General features: G+C 70.7%; 14 protein-coding genes. 5 read left to right on the top strand and 9 right to left on the bottom strand.

Annotated elements, in window-relative coordinates; all coding sequences use genetic code 11:
* Positions 1–29 precede the first annotated feature (29 nt).
* The gene (locus ACI2K6_RS12210; protein WP_112617255.1) at positions 30–1,019 is read right to left on the bottom strand and encodes an asparaginase; all 990 of its coding nucleotides are present in this window, start codon (positions 1,017–1,019) and stop codon (positions 30–32) included.
* A 52-nt stretch (positions 1,020–1,071) separates the two neighbouring features.
* Between ACI2K6_RS12210 and ACI2K6_RS12205 the strand changes: the two genes are divergently transcribed.
* Positions 1,072–1,551 (top strand): OsmC family protein, encoded by a 480-nt coding sequence (locus ACI2K6_RS12205; protein WP_112617254.1) that lies wholly within the window; start codon positions 1,072–1,074, stop codon positions 1,549–1,551.
* Between the two features lie 9 nt (positions 1,552–1,560).
* On the opposite strand, the gene ACI2K6_RS12200 is transcribed toward ACI2K6_RS12205, so the two are convergent.
* Together ACI2K6_RS12200 and ACI2K6_RS12195 are read right to left on the bottom strand one after the other, a co-directional pair.
* Positions 1,561–2,364 carry a lysophospholipid acyltransferase family protein gene (locus tag ACI2K6_RS12200; protein ID WP_378719934.1) on the bottom strand — a complete coding sequence of 268 codons (804 nt, stop codon included), beginning with the start codon at positions 2,362–2,364 and terminating at the stop codon, positions 1,561–1,563.
* Positions 2,365–2,489: 125 nt separating this feature from the next.
* Positions 2,490–3,860, bottom strand: a complete 1,371-nt coding sequence (locus ACI2K6_RS12195) for a DUF222 domain-containing protein (protein ID WP_404568737.1) — start codon at positions 3,858–3,860, stop codon at positions 2,490–2,492.
* Between the two features lie 142 nt (positions 3,861–4,002).
* Here ACI2K6_RS12195 and ACI2K6_RS12190 point away from each other — a divergent pair, with 142 nt between their 5' ends.
* Both ACI2K6_RS12190 and dxr read left to right on the top strand, forming a co-directional pair.
* On the top strand, positions 4,003–4,980 hold the full coding sequence (locus ACI2K6_RS12190) for an FKBP-type peptidyl-prolyl cis-trans isomerase (RefSeq protein WP_274178787.1): 978 nt from the start codon (positions 4,003–4,005) through the stop codon (positions 4,978–4,980).
* 57 nt (positions 4,981–5,037) lie between these two features.
* Positions 5,038–6,123: a 1-deoxy-D-xylulose-5-phosphate reductoisomerase gene (gene dxr / locus ACI2K6_RS12185; protein ID WP_404568736.1), complete on the top strand. Its 1,086-nt coding sequence runs from the start codon at positions 5,038–5,040 to the stop codon at positions 6,121–6,123.
* 9 nt (positions 6,124–6,132) lie between these two features.
* Here the strand turns inward: dxr and pflA are convergent, their stop codons facing one another.
* The 5 genes from pflA to ACI2K6_RS12160 all read right to left on the bottom strand — a co-directional run bounded on the left by pflA (position 6,133) and on the right by ACI2K6_RS12160 (position 12,402).
* Positions 6,133–6,936, bottom strand: a complete 804-nt coding sequence (gene pflA, locus ACI2K6_RS12180) for a pyruvate formate-lyase-activating protein (RefSeq protein WP_274179033.1) — start codon at positions 6,934–6,936, stop codon at positions 6,133–6,135.
* A 14-nt stretch (positions 6,937–6,950) separates the two neighbouring features.
* On the bottom strand, positions 6,951–9,224 hold the full coding sequence (gene pflB / locus ACI2K6_RS12175) for a formate C-acetyltransferase (RefSeq protein WP_404568735.1): 2,274 nt from the start codon (positions 9,222–9,224) through the stop codon (positions 6,951–6,953).
* A gap of 182 nt (positions 9,225–9,406) precedes the next feature.
* Positions 9,407–11,014 carry a Mur ligase family protein gene (locus ACI2K6_RS12170; RefSeq protein WP_404568734.1) on the bottom strand — a complete coding sequence of 536 codons (1,608 nt, stop codon included), beginning with the start codon at positions 11,012–11,014 and terminating at the stop codon, positions 9,407–9,409.
* 66 nt (positions 11,015–11,080) lie between these two features.
* Entirely contained in the window at positions 11,081–11,782 is a 702-nt protein-coding gene (locus tag ACI2K6_RS12165; protein ID WP_404568733.1) for a DUF1775 domain-containing protein, read from the bottom strand.
* Positions 11,783–11,838: 56 nt separating this feature from the next.
* Positions 11,839–12,402 (bottom strand): hypothetical protein, encoded by a 564-nt coding sequence (locus tag ACI2K6_RS12160; protein WP_404568732.1) that lies wholly within the window; start codon positions 12,400–12,402, stop codon positions 11,839–11,841.
* Positions 12,403–12,482: 80 nt separating this feature from the next.
* Here ACI2K6_RS12160 and ACI2K6_RS12155 point away from each other — a divergent pair, with 80 nt between their 5' ends.
* Positions 12,483–13,787, top strand: a complete 1,305-nt coding sequence (locus ACI2K6_RS12155; protein ID WP_404568731.1) for a M50 family metallopeptidase — start codon at positions 12,483–12,485, stop codon at positions 13,785–13,787.
* Positions 13,788–13,812: 25 nt separating this feature from the next.
* Here ACI2K6_RS12155 and ACI2K6_RS12150 read toward each other — a convergent pair whose 3' ends face one another.
* Positions 13,813–15,750, bottom strand: a complete 1,938-nt coding sequence (locus tag ACI2K6_RS12150) for an anthranilate synthase family protein (protein ID WP_404568730.1) — start codon at positions 15,748–15,750, stop codon at positions 13,813–13,815.
* Positions 15,751–15,988: 238 nt separating this feature from the next.
* On the opposite strand from ACI2K6_RS12150, the gene ispG reads away from it, so the two are divergent.
* Positions 15,989–17,119 carry a flavodoxin-dependent (E)-4-hydroxy-3-methylbut-2-enyl-diphosphate synthase gene (gene ispG / locus ACI2K6_RS12145; protein WP_023955151.1) on the top strand — a complete coding sequence of 377 codons (1,131 nt, stop codon included), beginning with the start codon at positions 15,989–15,991 and terminating at the stop codon, positions 17,117–17,119.
* Positions 17,120–17,165: the final 46 nt, after the last annotated feature.

Here is a 17,165-nt window from a genome sequence, read left to right as displayed (position 1 = left end):
TCCTTTCTGCGCTCCCTCGTGAGGAGCCGCTACACCGTCGGCCGGATGATGCCGACGTTCTGTCCGCCGCCGAGCACGGTCAGCGGAAGATGAGAGATCACGCGGGCCACCGGCGCCGCTTCGAGCGCACCGGCCTTCACGAGGAGCGTGAGTGCGATCGCCGTCGCGGCTCTCCCGTTGCCGTCGAGCACCTTCAGGGCCACGGTGGTGCCGTCGGGGGCCACCATCACGAGCACACCCTCGGCACCGGTCTTCGCGAAGACGCCGAGGCGCTCGATCGCGACGGTGTCGGGCCGGCCGGGGCCGTCGATCGTCCACGGGTTCTCGCGAACTGCTCGGACGAGGGCGCCGGCCATGCGGTGCAGCGCGAAGGGCGACCGCTCGCTCGCGGTGCCGATGCGCTGGATAGCGCGTCCGAGCGCGATGAGGCTCATCGCGTAGACGGGGGCGCCGCAGCCGTCGATCGCCATCGCCGACGCCTTGGTGCCGGTGAGTCGCTCGATGACCTCGCGGGTGTGAACCTGAAGCGGGTGGTCGGGGTCGAGGTAGGTGGTGGTGTCCCATCCGCTCGCGACGCAGGCAGCCAGCATCGCGGCGTGCTTGCCGGAGCAGTTCATCCGGATGCGGGTGGGGGAGCCGAGTTCGCGGACCATCTCGTCGCGCGTCGCGGTGTCGCCCGGCCAGGCGGGAGGGCAGCCGAGGTCGTCCTCGCCCAGCCCGACGTCGTTGAGGATGCCTCGGACGACGGAGACATGCCGGTCGGTGCCGGAGTGGCTGGCCGTCGCCAGGCCGAGTCGCTCACCCTCGAGAGAGGCCCCGGCGGTCAGGCTGGCGAGGGCTTGGAGGGGCTTGAGCGTCGAGCGCGGCAGGATCGGGGCGTCGACGTCGCCGAGGGTGCGGATCGGTGCGCCGTCGGCGCCCAGGACGACCGCTGCACCGGCATGTCGCGACTCGATGAAACCGCTGCGCTCGACGACCGCGAGCTCGACAGCGGCGGGAACGGCGAAGGTCTGCGGCACCCCGACAGCCTACCGTCGCGGACCCCGCGATGCCGCGTGCCAGACTGTCCGCATGTTGGGTGAGCATCACTACTCCGTGCGGGCTGAGTGGACCGGCAACCGCGGCACCGGGACGAGCGGCTACCGGGACTATGACCGGGCCGTGACGTTGAGCATCGAGGGCAAGCCGCCCCTCGCCGCGTCGAGCGATAAGCCCTTCCGCGGAGACCCGAGCCGGTGGAATCCGGAGGATCTTCTGCTCTCGGCGCTCTCCGAGTGCCACCTGCTGTCGTATCTGCACGCCTGCGTGACGACCGGCGTCGTCGTCGTCGAGTACACGGACGACGCCACCGGGATGATGCGCGAAGACGGGCGTGGCGGCGGTGCGTTCACGGAGGTCGTTCTGCGGCCCCGCGTCGTCGTCGCTGAGGAGTCGATGCGCGAAGCAGCCATCGCGGCGCACGCGCAGGCGAACGAATGGTGCTTCATCGCGAACTCGGTGAACTTCCCGGTCCGGCACGAGCCGACGATCGTCGTGTCGGGCGAGGGATGATTCGCTGCGTCAGCGGCGCTCGTGGGGCAGGGCCTGCTTGATCCGTTCGACGGCGTTCTGCGGCGGGGCCTCGTTGTAGGCGCCGGCGAGCTCCTGACCCGACAGGGCGTGGATCGCGGCCATGATCTCGTCGGTGGCATTGCGGCGCGCGCGACCGGAATCCGCCGACCCGTGGTGGCTGAGGTCGAGCGGCTCGCCGAATCGCACGGTGACGCGTGGGCGCAACCGCGGGAACTTGGCGCCGACGGGCATGATCTCGCTCGTGCCGATCAGTCCGACGGGGATGACCGGTGCGCCGGTCTGCAGAGCCAGGAAGGCGACCCCGGTGCGGCCCTTGTACAGGCGGCCGTCGAGTGACCGCGTGCCTTCCGGGTAGAGAGCCGTCGACCATCCCGCGTCGAGCATCTTCTTCTGCTGATCCAGGGCATCCAGCGCAGCCTGGCCGGCACCGCGCCGGACCGGGAACGCGCCGGCGGCGTAGAAGAACTCGCGCGAGAGCCACCCGCGGAAACCGGTGCCGTCGAAGTAGCTCGACTTCGCGAGGAACCGCACCGGACGGGGCGAGGCCATCGGGATGACGAAGGAGTCGATGAACGAGAGATGGTTGCTCGCGAGGATGACGGCGCCTTTACGGGGGAAGTTCTCGCGGCCCTCGATACGCGGGCGGTAGAGCATGCGCGCCAGCGGCGCGAGCACCCAGCGGCCGATCACGTAGGTGAGACCGATTCCGGGAACGGCTTCGACGGCGGCTGCGGCTTCTTCGTGCTCGCCGGGCTCGCCGGACTGCGGCTCGGTTGCGTCAGCGTTCACCAGACGAGGCTACTGCGGAACGCATAACTCCGCGGACATGTTGTCTCAGCGCGCGCACCCGCCGAGCGCGCGCGCCGAACTCGCGGAGCGGGCCGAACTCGCGGAGCGCGCGTCGAAGGGTGAACTCGTCAGAATGGCGGGGCCCCGGGGTCGGGTGGCTCTGCGGACGTGAAGGCGACGAGTGGTGGTGGTGCGTCTTCGCGGTAGACCCGTCCGGTGGGTGATGTCCAGATCAGTTTTCCGCCCGCGAGTTGTTGGACTCGCCATCGGGTGTGGTGTTTGACGTCGTGGTGTCTCTTGCAGAGGTTGGCAAGGTTGCACACGTGGGTGGCACCGCCGTCGGATGCGGCGATGGTGTGGTCGAGTTCGCAGCGGATGGCGGGTTGCCGGCATCCGGGGAACCGGCAGTGTCGGTCCCGTGCACGCAGCAGCCTGATCATCGCGGCGGTGGGCCGGTAGGTGTCGCATTCGAGGACGGTTCCGGTGACCGGGTGGGTGAGCAGCCGGTCCCAGGAGGTCGCGTTGCCCGCGAGTTCGCGTGCGGTGGCGGCGTCGATGGGGGAGCGCCCCGCGAGGTCGGCGGGCCCGTCGTCCTGTCCGATCAAGGTCAGTGCCGACACCGCGACCTGCACGTGCGCCCGGATCGCTCCCAGAGTCCCGTTGCCGTCACCGGTGCCGGTGGGGTCGAGGGCGGGCGTCCCGGCGAGGAGGAGGTCACTGAACACGTCGGCGCGGACCTGGTCGATGGTGCGGGCGTCGTCGACGAAGGACGACCCGTCGCCAACCGCGTTCTCAGCCTCGCTCGCCACCTCGACACCAGCCGCGTCGCCCTGCACCCGCGCATTGATGATCTCCCGGGCCTGGCGCGTCAGCCGGTCCACGATTCCGTCGGCGATCACGGTCGGCAGCGTCGCGATCAGGTCCGACATCCCATCCGGCCCGGGCTGCACCCGCACGCACCGCCCCGCGGCGGCGTCTTCGTGCCGCTCGGTGAACGTCCGCGGGTTGATCCGCTCCGCCAGCATCCGCAGCGCTTCGCGCACCCGGTTGGGCGTCTCGCCCTCGCACTTCTCGATCGCGGCGCGTTCGAACTCCGCCCGGCCCTCTGCGGGCACGAGGCATCCGACCTCCTGAATCACCCGCACATGCCCGCGGACGATGCGCCCGTCCTCCCACGCGGCCATCGCCAGCGGGAAGTTGTCGACCAGATCCCGGGCCTCGTCGATGCGGCGCTGCAACGTCCGGTCGGTCGCGACGAACACCCCGGCGAGCTCCGCCGCGATCCCCCGCAGCGCCATCTCGCGCGCCTTGACCTTCTCGGACGCGCCCGCGGCCTGCTTCTCCGCGAGCACCGAGGCCGCGGCGAGCACCCGAACCTCACGCACCTGACCAGCCCGAACGACGTCCGCCGCTCCTTCGGCATCCGCGACCAGCTCCGCGAGCGCATCGACGTCTGCGTCACTGCCCATCCCGCCGCTCAACCCGCCATTCGAATGCATGTTCTAATATTCCCACGGACCTCCGACATCGCCCCGCGGTTCTCCACAGCCCGAAGGGGCACGTGCATCCGCCGCTCTCAGCGCACACCGATGCTCGTGCGAGAGGATGAGAGCTCCCACCCCCGATCGAAGAGGTTCTTCCGTGCGTCTGCGCCCGTTCGCCGCCCTGTCCGTCGTCGCCGTCTCGGCGCTTGCGCTCGCCGGTTGCGCGAGCGGTGACACGGCCACCGAGTCGCCCAGCCCGAACGCCTCCGGTGCGTCGGAGCAGTGCCTCGTGAACGCCCAGCCGGGGGAGTCCTCCGACAGCATCGAGGTCTCGGGGTCCGCACCCGAGCTCACGGCGAAGGTCAATCCGGGCCTCGAGCCCGCCGAGATCGAGCGGACGCTCACGACTCGCGGCGACGGCGAGGACCTCGTCTCGGGCGATCTCGTCTCCGGCTCCTACGCGATCTACGACGGCGCGACGGGCGAGCTGCTCGAGCAGTCGCGCGACACCTCTCCCGATGACTCCGGTCTTGTGCCGGTGCTGCTCGACCCGCAGCAGTACTCGGTGTTCGTCGCGGCTCTCGAATGCGCGCCGCTCGGCTCGACCGCCGCCCTCGCGATCCCCGGCTCGGCCTTCGGTCAGGATCGGACATCAGTGGTCGTCGTCGCCGAGGGGGTCGAGAAGCTTCCGACGCGAGCCGACGGCGCCGACCAGGCCCCCGTCGACGGAATGCCGACCGTCGCCCTGGCCGACAACGGCGCCCCCACCATCACCCTCCCCGGCACGGACGCGCCGACCGAGGTGCAGCTGGCCAACCTCAAGACCGGTGACGGCGCCACCATCCAGCCCGGTGACACCGCGTTCGTGCAGTACACCGGCGTGAAGTGGTCGGACGGCTCGGTGTTCGACTCGAGCTGGGACCGCGGCCAGCCCGCAGCGTTCGAGACGAATAAGGTCGTCGCCGGCTTCCAGCAGGCGCTCGAGGGGCAGCAGGTCGGCTCGCAGGTGCTCGTCGTCATCCCGCCGGCCGCGGGTTACGGTGCGCAGGAGGGCAGCGAGCTCCAGAACGAGACGCTCATCTTCGTCGTCGACATCCTCGGCGTCCAGCGCACCCCGGCCCCCGCCGCGGGCTGAGGTCACCCACCGCCGCGGCAACTAAACCGGCACACCCGCAGCACCTAGGCTGACGGCATGCGTCGCGTCCTCATCCTCGGCTCCACCGGCTCGATCGGAACGCAGGCGCTCGACGTCATCGACTCCCGTCGAGACCGGTTCGAGGTCGTGGGACTCGCCGCGGGCTCGAACGCTCGGATGCTGGAAGAGCAGGCGGCGCGGTTCGGTGTGGCCCACACCGCACTCGGTGCGGCCGACGCGGAACGTCTTGTCCGTGACGTCGAGGCCGATGTCGTGCTCAACGGCATCACGGGGTCGGTCGGGCTGGGCCCGACCCTGGCCGCCCTGGAGTCAGGTCGCACCCTCGCGCTGGCGAATAAAGAATCGCTCATCGTCGGCGGCGAGCTCGTCACGTCGCTCGCTGCGCCGGGTCAGATCGTTCCTGTCGACTCGGAGCACTCCGCCATCGCGCAGGCGCTGCGGTCGGGCGAGCCTGACGAGGTCCGGCGGCTCGTGCTCACGGCATCCGGCGGGCCGTTCCGCGGCCGTTGCCGCGACGAACTGGCCTCCGTCACACCGGACCAGGCCCTCGCTCACCCCACGTGGGACATGGGACGCGTCGTGACCACCAACTCCGCGACCCTCGTCAACAAGGGGCTCGAGGTCATCGAGGCGCACCTGCTGTTCGGCGTGGAGTACGACCGCATCGACGTCGTCGTGCATCCCCAGTCCGTCGTGCATTCGATGGTCGAGTTCCTCGACGGGTCCACCATCGCCCAGGCCTCGCCGCCCGACATGCGCCTGCCGATCTCGCTCGGTCTCGACTGGCCGCGCCGGGTCGCGGGCGTCGGCGCTCCGCTCGACTGGACGCGCGCGAGCGCGTGGACCTTCGAGCCGCTCGACGACGCCGCGTTCCCGGCCGTCGCCCTCGCCAAACGCGTGGGTCGCGAGGGCGGAACCTATCCGGCGGTCTTCAACGCCGCGAACGAGCAGGCCGTCGAGGCGTTCCATGCGGGCGCGCTGAGCTTCCTCGGCATCGTGGAGACCGTCGAGCGCGTCGTCGAAGCGCACCGCCCGCCGAGCGAACTCTCGCGGGAGTCGCTCGCGGAGGCCGAGTCGTGGGCCCGGAACGCCGCTGACCGGGCGATCGGTGCGACGCGATGACGACCGCCGTCAGTAGACGGTGAGGCCTCGCGCGGCGAACTGACCGCGGACCCGGGCGAGCAGCTCGGCATCCGGCGTCGGTCGCCCGGCGAGCGGATAGGGGATGCCCAGACGCTCCCACTTCGACGTGCCCATCTGATGGAACGGCAGCACCTCGACCCGCTGCACGTTCTGCCACCGGGCGACGATGTCGGCGACGGCGTCGACGTTCTCCGCGGCATCCGTGAGTCCGGGCACGAGCACGAACCTGATCCACACCGGAGTGCCGCGGGCCGCGAGGCGGTCGCCGAACTCGATCGTCGGCTGCAGGTCGCGGCCGGTGACCTCGCGATAGGTGTCGGGCAAGCCCGACTTCACGTCGAGCAGGACGAGTGAGACGTCGTCGAGCAGCGCATCGGATGCCGCGCGGCCGAGGTTGCCGGAGGTGTCGATGGCGACGTGCACCCCGAGCTCGGCGGCGGCTCGGGCCAGGCGGGTGACGAAGGCCGACTGCTGCAGCGGCTCGCCGCCGGAGATCGTGAGCCCGCCGCCCGTCGCGCGGAAGACCGGCAGGTACCGGCGCAGCCGGGCGACGATGTCGTCGAGAGCGGTGAGCTCGCCGTCGCGCTGACGCCAGGTGTCGGGGTTGTGGCAGTACTGGCACCGCAGCGGGCATCCCGCGAGGAAGAGGGTCATCCTGGTGCCGGGGCCGTCCACGGAAGTGACGAGCTCCCAGGAGTGCACACTCGCGACGTGCCCGGACCGTCGTGCGGCGAGACGGTCATGACGGGGATCGCTCAGATCGGCGGTGCAGGCTTCGCCCGGCACCAGGATGGCGGACACGGGAGTCAGACCCCCGTGTGGAAGGTGCGGCTGAGCACGTCGAGCTGCTGCTCTCGGGTCAGTCGCACGAAGTTGACCGCGTAGCCGGACACCCGGATGGTCAGCTGCGGGTACTTGTCGGGATTGACCATCGCATCCTCGAGCGTCTCGCGCGTCAGCACGTTGACGTTGAGGTGGTAGCCGTCCGACGCCATCTGCGCATCGAGCAGCCCCACGAGGTTGCGCACCCGTTCCTCGGGCGTGCGCCCGAGACCGCTCGGCGTCACCGTCGTGGTCAGCGAGATGCCGTCCTGGGCCTGGTCGAAGGGCAGTTTCGCGACCGACAGTGCCGCCGCCAGCATCCCGTGCGTGTCGCGCCCGTTCATGGGGTTCGCGCCCGGGGCGAAGGGCTGACCGGCACGGCGACCGTCGGGGGTGTTGCCGGTGGCCTTGCCGTACACGACGTTCGATGTGATCGTCAGCACCGACTGGGTATGCACCGCATCGCGGTACGTCTGGTGCTTGCGGATCATCGACATGAAGTCCGACACCAGCTCGCGGGCGATCTCGTCGACGCGGTCGTCGTCGTTCCCGAAAGTGGGGAAGTCGCCGTGCACGAGGTAGTCGACGACGAGCCCCGACGCATCGCGCACCGGCTCGACGGTCGCGTACTTGATGGCCGAGAGCGAGTCGGCGGCGACCGAGAGCCCCGCGATGCCGCATGCCATGGTGCGCAGGACGTTGCCGTCGTGCAGAGCCATCTCGAGACGCTCGTAGGCGTACTTGTCGTGCATGAAGTGGATGCAGTTGAGCGCGTCGACGTACGTCTCGGCGAGCCACTCCATCATCACCCGGAAGCGCTCGCGCACGTCGTCGTACCCGAGCACGTCTCCCGAGACGGGGGCAGCGGCCGGTGCGATCTGCTTGCCGCTCACCTCGTCGCGTCCGCCGTTGATGGCGTACAGGAGAGTCTTGGCGAGGTTGACCCGAGCCCCGAAGAACTGCATCTGCTTGCCGACCGTCATTGGCGAGACGCAGCACGCGATGGCCGCGTCGTCGCCGCACAGTGCGCGGATGTGGTCGTCGGACTCGTACTGGATCGACGAGGTGTCGATCGAGACCTGCGCGCAGAACTCCTTGAAGCCGTCGGGCAGGGCGTCGGTCCACAGCACGGTCAGATTGGGCTCGGGTGCGGGGCCGAGGTTGTAGAGCGTCTGCAGGAAGCGGAAGGCGGTTCTGGTCACGAGCGTGCGTCCGTCCTCGCCGACGCCGCCGATCGACTCGGTCACCCAGGTCGGGTCGCCCGAGAACAGTGCGTCGTACTCGGGTGTGCGCAGGAATCGCACGATGCGCAGCTTGATGACGAGGTCGTCGACGAGCTCCTGGGCCTCGGCCTCGGTCAGGATGCCGCGCGCCATGTCGCGCTGGATGTACGCGTCGAGGAACGCGGTGTTGCGCCCGAAGCTCATCGCGGCGCCGTTCTGCTCCTTCACTGCGCCGAGGTAGGCGAAGTACAGCCACTGGATCGCCTCGCGGGCGGTGGCGGCGGGCCGGGTGATGTCGAAGCCGTACGAGGCGGCCATCTCGGTGAGCTCGTGCAGCGCGCGGATCTGCTCGGCGTTCTCTTCGCGCGAGCGCAGGATGTTCTCCGTCGAGGGGTGCATGTCGAGCTCCGCCCGCTCGACGTTCTTCGCCGCCACGAGTGCGTCGGTGCCGTACAGGGCGACGCGGCGGTAGTCGCCGATGATCCGGCCGCGGCCGTAGGCGTCGGGAAGGCCCGTGATGATGTGGCTGCTGCGGGCGCGGCGGACGGCCGGCGGGTAGACGTCGAACACACCGTCGTTGTGCGTCTTGCGGTACCGCGTGAAGATCGTCTCGAGGGTCGGATCGACCGGATAGCCGTACGTCTCCAGGGCGCCCTTGACCATGCGCCATCCGCCGTTCGGCATGATCGCCCGACGGAGGGGCGCGTCGGTTTGCAGACCGACGATCAGCTCGTCCTCTCGCCGGATGTAGCCCGGAGCGTGCGACGTGATCGTCGAGGGGGTGAGGGCGTCGACGTCGTACACGCCGCGCTCGCGCTCCGCCGGGAACATCTCGCTGAGCGTCTGCCAGAGCCCGGTCGTGCGGGCCGTCGGTCCCACGAGGAACGATGCGTCACCGGTGTAGGGCTCGTAGTTGCGCTGGATGAAGTCACGGACGTCGATGTCGTCCTGCCACGGGCCCGGGGCGAAGCCCGCCCACGCGGCGGGGACCGCGTCGTCGTCGTGTGCTGTCGTGGTCGGGATGACTGTGCTCATCGTGGGTCCTTCGTCCTGTCGGAAGGCCCGCCGGGGAGCGGGGAAGGCGCTGGTCGTGCCTGCCGCGGCGTGCCTGTGGCCGACGCTACGCCGCACCCGCAGGTGGTGGAGGAATCGTGCACGCGAGCGACAGGACGGCGGGAGACCCCTGATTTTTCACAGTGGTCCGACCACAAACGCGCTCAGTCGGCGTAAGGCACGGCCCAACTCGGTTCGGGCACGGGCCAGCCGGCGTCTCGGAGCGCGCGACGGGCGAGCTCCCGAGCGGAATACGGCGTGCGGACTCCGCGGATGTCGCGATAGTCCTGGTGTCCCGGCCCCGCCCACAGGATCGCGTCGCCTTCTCCGACGAGCGAGACGGCCTCGATGATCGCCTTCTCGGGCGGCGACGACTCGCGGATGTCGGCATCCGGTCGCGCTCGCCGAGCGCCCTCGAGGAGAGTGGCCCGGATCGCGTCGGGATCCTCGAACCGTGGGTGGTGGTCGGTAACGATCAGGATGTCGCTGCCGAGGACAGCGGTGGCACCCATGTCGTGCCGCTTGGTCTTGTCGCGATCGCCGTCGGCCCCGAAGACCATGACGACGGTCCCGGGGGTGACGCGCCGCACGGCGGCCAGGGTCTTCTCGAACGCATCGGGGGAGTGCCCGAAGTCGACGTACACGGCCGGGCCGCGGTCACCCGAGACGCGCTGCGTGCGCCCAGGCAGGTGAGCGTCGATGCGTCGCCCGTCCAGCACGCGCACGAGCTCGTCCCACGCGTAGCCGCCCTCGAGCAGCATGACGATCGCGAGGCCGGCATTCGCGGCCATGTGCCGTCCGATGACCGGAACCGTCGTGGTGAGCTGTCGTTCGTCCGGCCCGACCAGGCGGAACTCGGTGCCGCTCTGCCGCTCCGCGACGATCTCGACCGTCCAGTCCGCGGTCGCGGAGGGCGACTCGGCGATCGCGGGTGTGACGATCGTCGTCACGGGAATCTCGGCCCGCGCGACGATCTGGGTGCCGGCTTCGGAGTCGAGGCAGACCACGCCCCGCCGCGCACGGTCGGCACGGAACAGGGGGAGCTTGGCCTCGAAGTACTCCGCCATGTCGCGGTAGTCGTCGAGGTGGTCGTGCGTGAGATTGGTGAACCCGGCGACGTCGAAGACCACACCGTCGACACGGTGACGTGACAGTGCCTGCGCGCTCACCTCGACGGCGACCGCCTCGACGCCGCGTTCCCGCATGAGGGCGAGCAGCGCGTGGAACTCCGAGGCCTCCGGCGTCGTGAGCCGCGAGACGATGACCTCGCCCGCGATGTGGCGCTCGGCCGTGGACGACAGCCCGGTGACGGCTCCGAGCTGACCGAGGATGCCCTCGATGAGGTGCGACACGCTCGTCTTGCCGTTCGTCCCGGTCGTGCCGAAAAGAAGAGGAAGGCGGTCGTCACGGCCTGTGCCGTAGACCCAGGCAGAGAGCTCGCCCAGTCGGGCCCGGGGGTCGTCGACGACCACGATGGGCAGGCCGGCGTCGGCGGCGAGCTCGGCCCCGCGGGTGTCGGTGACGATCGCGGCGGCGCCCGTCGCGGCGGCCTGCGTCGCGAACTCGGCGCCGTGCCGCGCCGCGCCGCGGATCGCGACGAACGCTTCCCCCGGACGCAGGTCGGCCGTCGCGAGGGTGATACCCGTGACCGAGACGTCGGATGCATCGCCGACGATCCGGCCGCCGACGTGGGCGGCGAGCTCGGCCAGGGAGCGGCGCGGCGGCGTCTCGGGTCGGAGGACGGGAGGGAGGTTCGGGGCGTCGGTAGGCATTCCCACCATTGTCTCATCCCGGTTCCGGGGCGGCCGCGCCGATTGACGCGCCCGCCCCGGCTGTGCTCACGCGCGTCGGCGGGTGATCGCCAGGACGAGCGCCGCGGCCGCGAGGACGAGTGCGCCGGCCGAGAGCCAGAGCGGCAGCGGGTCGGCCGCGGGCGCGGCCGCGGCCGTCGCCTCGGCATCGGCCGCGTCGGACGTGCCCGCGGACGAATGGCCGCTCTCGGAGTGACCGCCGTGCGCGTCGGCTGCGGCCGCCCCCACAACCACGACGGGAGCGGGGTACTCGAGGTCGTCCGGGTCCTGGCCGTCCTCGGCGACCTGCACCCAGGCAGCCTCTCCTGCCTCGCACTGCTGCGTCACGGGGAAGGCGAAGCTCTCGCCCTCGGCCGATCCCGGGAAGATCACGTTCATGCCGGCGGAGGCCGCGTAGGCGTCGGGGATGGGCGCCACCGCCGTATACGTGACGCGCGTGGGGATGCCGTTCTCGCCCGCTTCGGTGGTGATGGTCCACGCGCCGTCGATGACGGGGGTCGCTCCCTGTGCCTCGGCGGGGATGTCGACGACGAGCGCCGTCGTGGGCGATCCGTCGCAGCCGTGGCTGAACGAGAAGTCGATGCGGGTCGAGCCGTTGGCGGCGACTTCCTCCGGCGTCACGTGGACGTGCGCGGAGGCGGCCAGCGGAAGGGCCAGGGCGAGGGCGGCGCCGGCGGTCACGCCGACGGCCAGGCGCGCACGGCGGCGCGCGGTGATGGTGAGGGTCATTGTCGTCTCTCGGAACATGCGGGCGGCGTCGTGCCGTCCGCTACGGGAAGGGGAGGTCACGCGGCGGCGACCGGCGGGCCCCGCAGCGACAGAGAGGAACGGAGACGACGTGCCGGGACGACGCGCGTGCTCCCGACGGCGGGACGCAGCAGGGGCGTCCGCGCGCGAACCGACGGCGACATCAGACGCACGAACCGACGGATGCCGCGATGGATGAGGCGCACGAGGCGCTCGCCGGCGACGAGCGTCGCGACGGTGACGGCGGCCGCGAGGACGTGCGTCGCGGTCATGTTCGTGCCGGAGGCGTGCGTGTGCGCGACAGGCCCGAGCGCGGCGAGCGTTCCGCCGTGGACGTGCCCGAGGGTCGCCGTCGGGTCAGTGGAGCCGGCGATGGAGAAGAACGTGTGGAACAGGCCCTGGCTCGCCAGCACGACGAGGCAGGTCCGCCATGCCGAGGGTGCCCTGCCGACGAGCCAGACGGCCGCGGGGGCCGCGAGCAGCGTCGCGACGACGATGAGCCAAAAGGGCGCGAGCCCGCCCGAGATGGTGTGGGCGGTGGCGGCGAAGACGGTGGCGATCGCGGCGGAGGCGGTTCCGCGCAGCGCGCGAGCACGCCGCACTGTCGCACTCTGCGCCCGCTCCATAGTGGGAGTTTACGGCCTGGGCCGATTCAAAGACTCGGCGGGTACTCTGAGCGGTCGTGACCGTCCTCGCTTTCGTCATCGGCGTCGTGCTGCTCGTCGTCGGGCTCGCCGTGTCGATCGCGCTGCACGAGGTCGGCCACCTCGTGCCCGCCAAGCTGTTCGGCGTGCGCGTCGGCCGGTACATGATCGGCCTGGGGCCGACGCTCTGGTCGCGGCGCTTCGGCGAGACCGAGTACGGCGTGAAGGCGCTGCCTCTCGGCGGCTACATCTCGATGTCGGGCATGTACCCGCCGGCACCCGACGAGCCCGACGCCGCCACCCGGCGCAGTGGTCGCTTCTTCGGGGCGATGGTGCAGGACGCCCGTCTCGCCAACGCCGAGACCCTCGTCGAGAACGACACGCGCCCGGCGTTCTACCAGCTCTCGGTGTGGAAGCGCATCGTCATCATGGTCGGCGGGCCGCTGATGAACCTCGTGCTCGCGATGGTGCTCTTCGGCATCGCGCTGAGCGCCATCGGGCTGCCGAGCGTCTCCACCACGATCGCCGGTGTGAACGAGTGCGTCGTTCCGGCCGGCGTCGAGCGCACGACATGCGAGCCCGGTGATCCCGTCTCACCGGCCGCGGCAGGCGGCATCCGCCCCGGCGACGTCATCGTCGCCGTCGACGGCACCGAGGTGTCGGGCTACGCCGAGGCGACCGCCATCGTCCAGGCGTCGCCGGGACGCACGATCCCGGTCGTCGTCGAGCGCGACGGCGACCGCGTGACGCTGGAGGTCACCCCGATCGCCGCCGAACGTCCCGTGACGACGGCGGACGGCACGACCGAGGTCCAGGAGGTCGGGTTCGTCGGCATGACGGGAACGCGGATCAACGTGCCGCAGCCGATCTGGACCGGACCGCAGGCGGCGGTCGAGCGGCTCGGTGCCGTCGCGAGCGTCATCTGGCAGCTGCCGGTCAAGGTCTACGAGACCGGGGTCGCCCTCGTGACCGGCGGGGAGCGCGATCCCAATGGTCCGCTGTCGGTCGTCGGTGCCGGGCGTATTGCCGGGGAGGTGGCCGCGACCGACGCGCCGATTCAGGACCGTGCCTTCCAGGTGCTGAGCCTGCTCGGCTCGCTCAACATCGCGCTGTTCATCTTCAACCTGCTGCCCCTGCTGCCTCTCGACGGCGGACACGTCGTGGTGGCCCTGTGGGACGGGATCAAGCGCGCCTGGGCGAAGCTCTTCCGCCGCCCGCCTCCGCGCCCCGTCGACGCCACGAAGCTCGTGCCCGTCACCTTCGTCGTCGTGATCGGGCTCATCGTCATGGGCGGCACGCTGATCCTCGCCGACGTCTTCAACCCGATCTCGATCCTCGGCTGACGCGCTCGCCGCCGACGCGGCGCGATCAGGCGGAGACGGGCTCGAGCGCGAATCCGATGAGCCGCTCGAGTGTCGGCAGACCATCTCGCGACAGGATCGACTCGAGATGCCCCTGCACGGAGGCGTACCCCGGTCCCCGGAGCGCGTACACGTCACCCGACGACGGGTCCGCCGCGATCTCGGTGTCGCCCAGGCGTTCGGTGCCGGGGGCGACGCGTGCCGTGAACGTGTTGTAGAAGCCGATGGACGCGGGTTGTCCGAACACGTCGACGCTCTTCTGCAGGCCCTGATGGGGCGACGCGAGGGGGGCCAGCGCGATCCCGAGCCGGTCGGCCAGGATCTGGTGGCTCAGGCACACCGCGAGCAGCGGCCGCCCCGCCTCGGCCCGGCGGGCGACGAGTTCGCGCATGCGCGCGATGCGAGGGCTCGCGTCGTCTCGCGGATCGCCGGGGCCGGGCCCGAAGACGACGAGCCCCGCGTCGTCGACCGCGGCATCTGTGACCTCGTTCCACGGAGCGATGCGCACCGAGAATCCGAGGTGGCGCAGCTGATGGCCGAGCATGGTGGTGAACCGGTCCTCGGCGTCGACGACCAGCACCTCGCGGCCCGCGTAAGGACCGCCGTGCGCCGCCTGCGGGTCGAGCCAGAACTGCGCGAGCCGCGCGTTGCGCGAGGAGAGGAGGGCGGCGATCGTCGGGTCGTCGCCGAGTCGCGGACGATGCGCCGCGGGCGCGTCTTCGTCGACGGCCGCGGTGTCGGCGATGGAGGCGGGCGCCTCGTCACGGTCGACGGCGCCGATCGCGCCCAGGACGCCGGCCGCCTTGCCGTGGGTCTCGCCCACTTCGCCCGCCGGGTCGGAGTGCCGCACGAGCGTCGCTCCGACGGGCACGCGCAGCCGGCCGTCGACGAGATAGGCCGTGCGGATCAGGATGGGGGCGTCGAGGTCGTGGCCGCCTCCCGCCGCGGGGGTGAAGAGGGCGGCGACACCGGAGTAGTAGCCGCGGGGCGTCCGCTCGTGCCGCGCGATCACCGTGCACGCGTTCTGCATCGGCGACCCCGTGACGGTGGGTGCGAACATCGTCTCCCGAAGGATGTCGCGGGGGTCCATGGTGCTCGAGCCGCGCAGCATGTACTCGGTGTGGGTCAGGCGCGACATCTCCTTCAGATGAGGGCCGGTGATACGGCCCCCGTCGGAGCAGACCGCAGACATCATCTTCAGCTCTTCGTCGACGACCATGAACAGTTCCTCGGTCTCCTTGGTGGAGGAGAGGAACTCCGTCAGCGTCTCGGCGGTCGCGCCACCGCGGGGATGGCGGAAGGTGCCGGAGATCGGGTTCATCGTGACGATGCTCGTGCCGGGCTCCGCGGGCGCCCCGCTGCGCGCGCTGACATGGGCCTCCGGGCTGGCGCCGACCGCGACGTGACCGTCGGTCACGACGAGGAAGGTCCAGTAGGCGCCGCGCTCGTGCTGCAGCAGCGCCCGGAACCAAGTGAGGCCGGCGGTGACGGCATCCGTCTCGACCGTCGCGGTGAAGTCGCGCCGGATGACGAAGTTGGCGCCCTCGCCGCGGCCGATCTCGTCGGCGATCACGCGACGGACGATGTCGGCGTAGTCCTCGTCGGAGATGTCGAACCCGGCGTCCTCGAGCGGCACCCGCTCCGACGGCAACTGGCGCAGTGCCTCGGCCAGGGGCAGGGAATCGTGGTCGGCGACACGCAGGCAGCGCAGCGGTGCCCGGTCGTCGTGGCAGACGAAGCCGCGTTCGACGACCTGGCGGAACGGCACGAGGGCGAGCACTTCGCGCGGTGTGCCGTCGGGATCGTCCAGCGGGATGTCGGCGAGCCGGTCGACGTCGACGACGTCGCCGCGGAGCACCTCGACGGTCGCCCCGTCGCGCGCGATGAGCGCGAAGGGCGCACCGCTCGCCGCGAGATCGGTCAGGGTCGGGAGAGAACCGGTCATCGTCGTCTTTCTTCGTCGGAGCGCCCGCCCCACGAAGAAGACCGCCGGGCCTTCAACGCCGGGCGGTCTGAAACGTGTGCACGTCGAACACACCGCCTAGGCGGTGTGCCACCAGGAGAGGCGCGTGCGCATGGGCCGAAATTATCACACCCGCGCCGGGGACGCGGTGTCGCGCGGCTCCCAGCCCGTCTGCGGCGGTGCCGCGTAGGCTGTGCCCGTGCCAGCTGTCAATCTCGGGATGCCCCAGGTTCCGGACGTCCTCGCCCCTCGCCGCAAGAGCCGGCAGATCCGCGTCGGGAAGGTGCTCGTCGGGGGAGGAGCCCCCGTCAGCGTGCAGTCGATGACGACGACGCCGACCACCGACATCAACGCGACGCTGCAGCAGATCGCCGAGCTCACGGCATCCGGCTGCGAGATCGTGCGCGTGGCCGTTCCCTCGCAGGACGACGCGGATGTACTGCACATCATCGCCAAGAAGAGCCAGATCCCCGTCATCGCCGACATCCACTTCCAGCCGAAGTACGTCTTCCAGGCGATCGACGCCGGATGCGCCGCGGTGCGCGTGAACCCGGGCAACATCCGGAAGTTCGACGACCAGGTCGGTGCGATCGCGAACGCGGCGAAGGCCGCCGGCGTCTCGCTGCGCATCGGCGTCAACGCCGGCTCTCTCGACCGGCGCCTGCTCGAGAAGTACGGCAAGGCGACGCCGGAGGCCCTCGTCGAGAGCGCGGTCTGGGAGGCCTCGCTGTTCGAGGAGCACGACTTCCATGACTTCAAGATCTCGGTCAAGCACAACGACCCGATCGTCATGGTCAAGGCCTACCGGCAGCTCGCCGAGCGCGGCGACTGGCCCCTGCACCTCGGGGTGACCGAGGCGGGGCCGGCGTTCCAGGGCACGATCAAGAGCGCCACCGCGTTCGGCATCCTGCTGGGCGAGGGGATCGGCGACACCATCCGCGTCTCGCTGTCGGCGCCGCCGGCCGAGGAGGTCAAGGTCGGACACCAGATCCTGCAGTCGCTCAACCTGCGGGAGCGCAAGCTCGAGATCGTCTCGTGCCCCTCGTGCGGGCGTGCGCAGGTCGACGTCTACACGCTCGCCGACGACGTCACCGCGGGTCTGAAGGATGTCACCGTGCCGCTGCGCGTCGCTGTCATGGGCTGCGTCGTCAACGGGCCGGGCGAGGCGCGGGAGGCCGACCTCGGCGTCGCGTCGGGCAACGGCAAGGGGCAGATCTTCGTCAAGGGCGAGGTCATCAAGACTGTGCCCGAGTCGGAGATCGTCGCGACCCTCATCGAAGAGGCCCGCCGTATCGCCGACGAGCTCGGTCCCGACGCGCCGCTCGGCACGGCACAGGTCGTCACCGCCTGAGATCGGTTCCATAAAGCTTCGACGGCGGATGCCGCTGTCGGCATGT

This window comes from Microbacterium sp. NPDC006705 (assembly GCF_044903545.1).
GTDB classification, from domain to species: domain Bacteria; phylum Actinomycetota; class Actinomycetes; order Actinomycetales; family Microbacteriaceae; genus Microbacterium; species Microbacterium plantarum.
The sequence above is the reverse complement of the archived record's forward strand: the minus strand, read 5'-3'. Positions and strand labels throughout refer to the sequence as shown.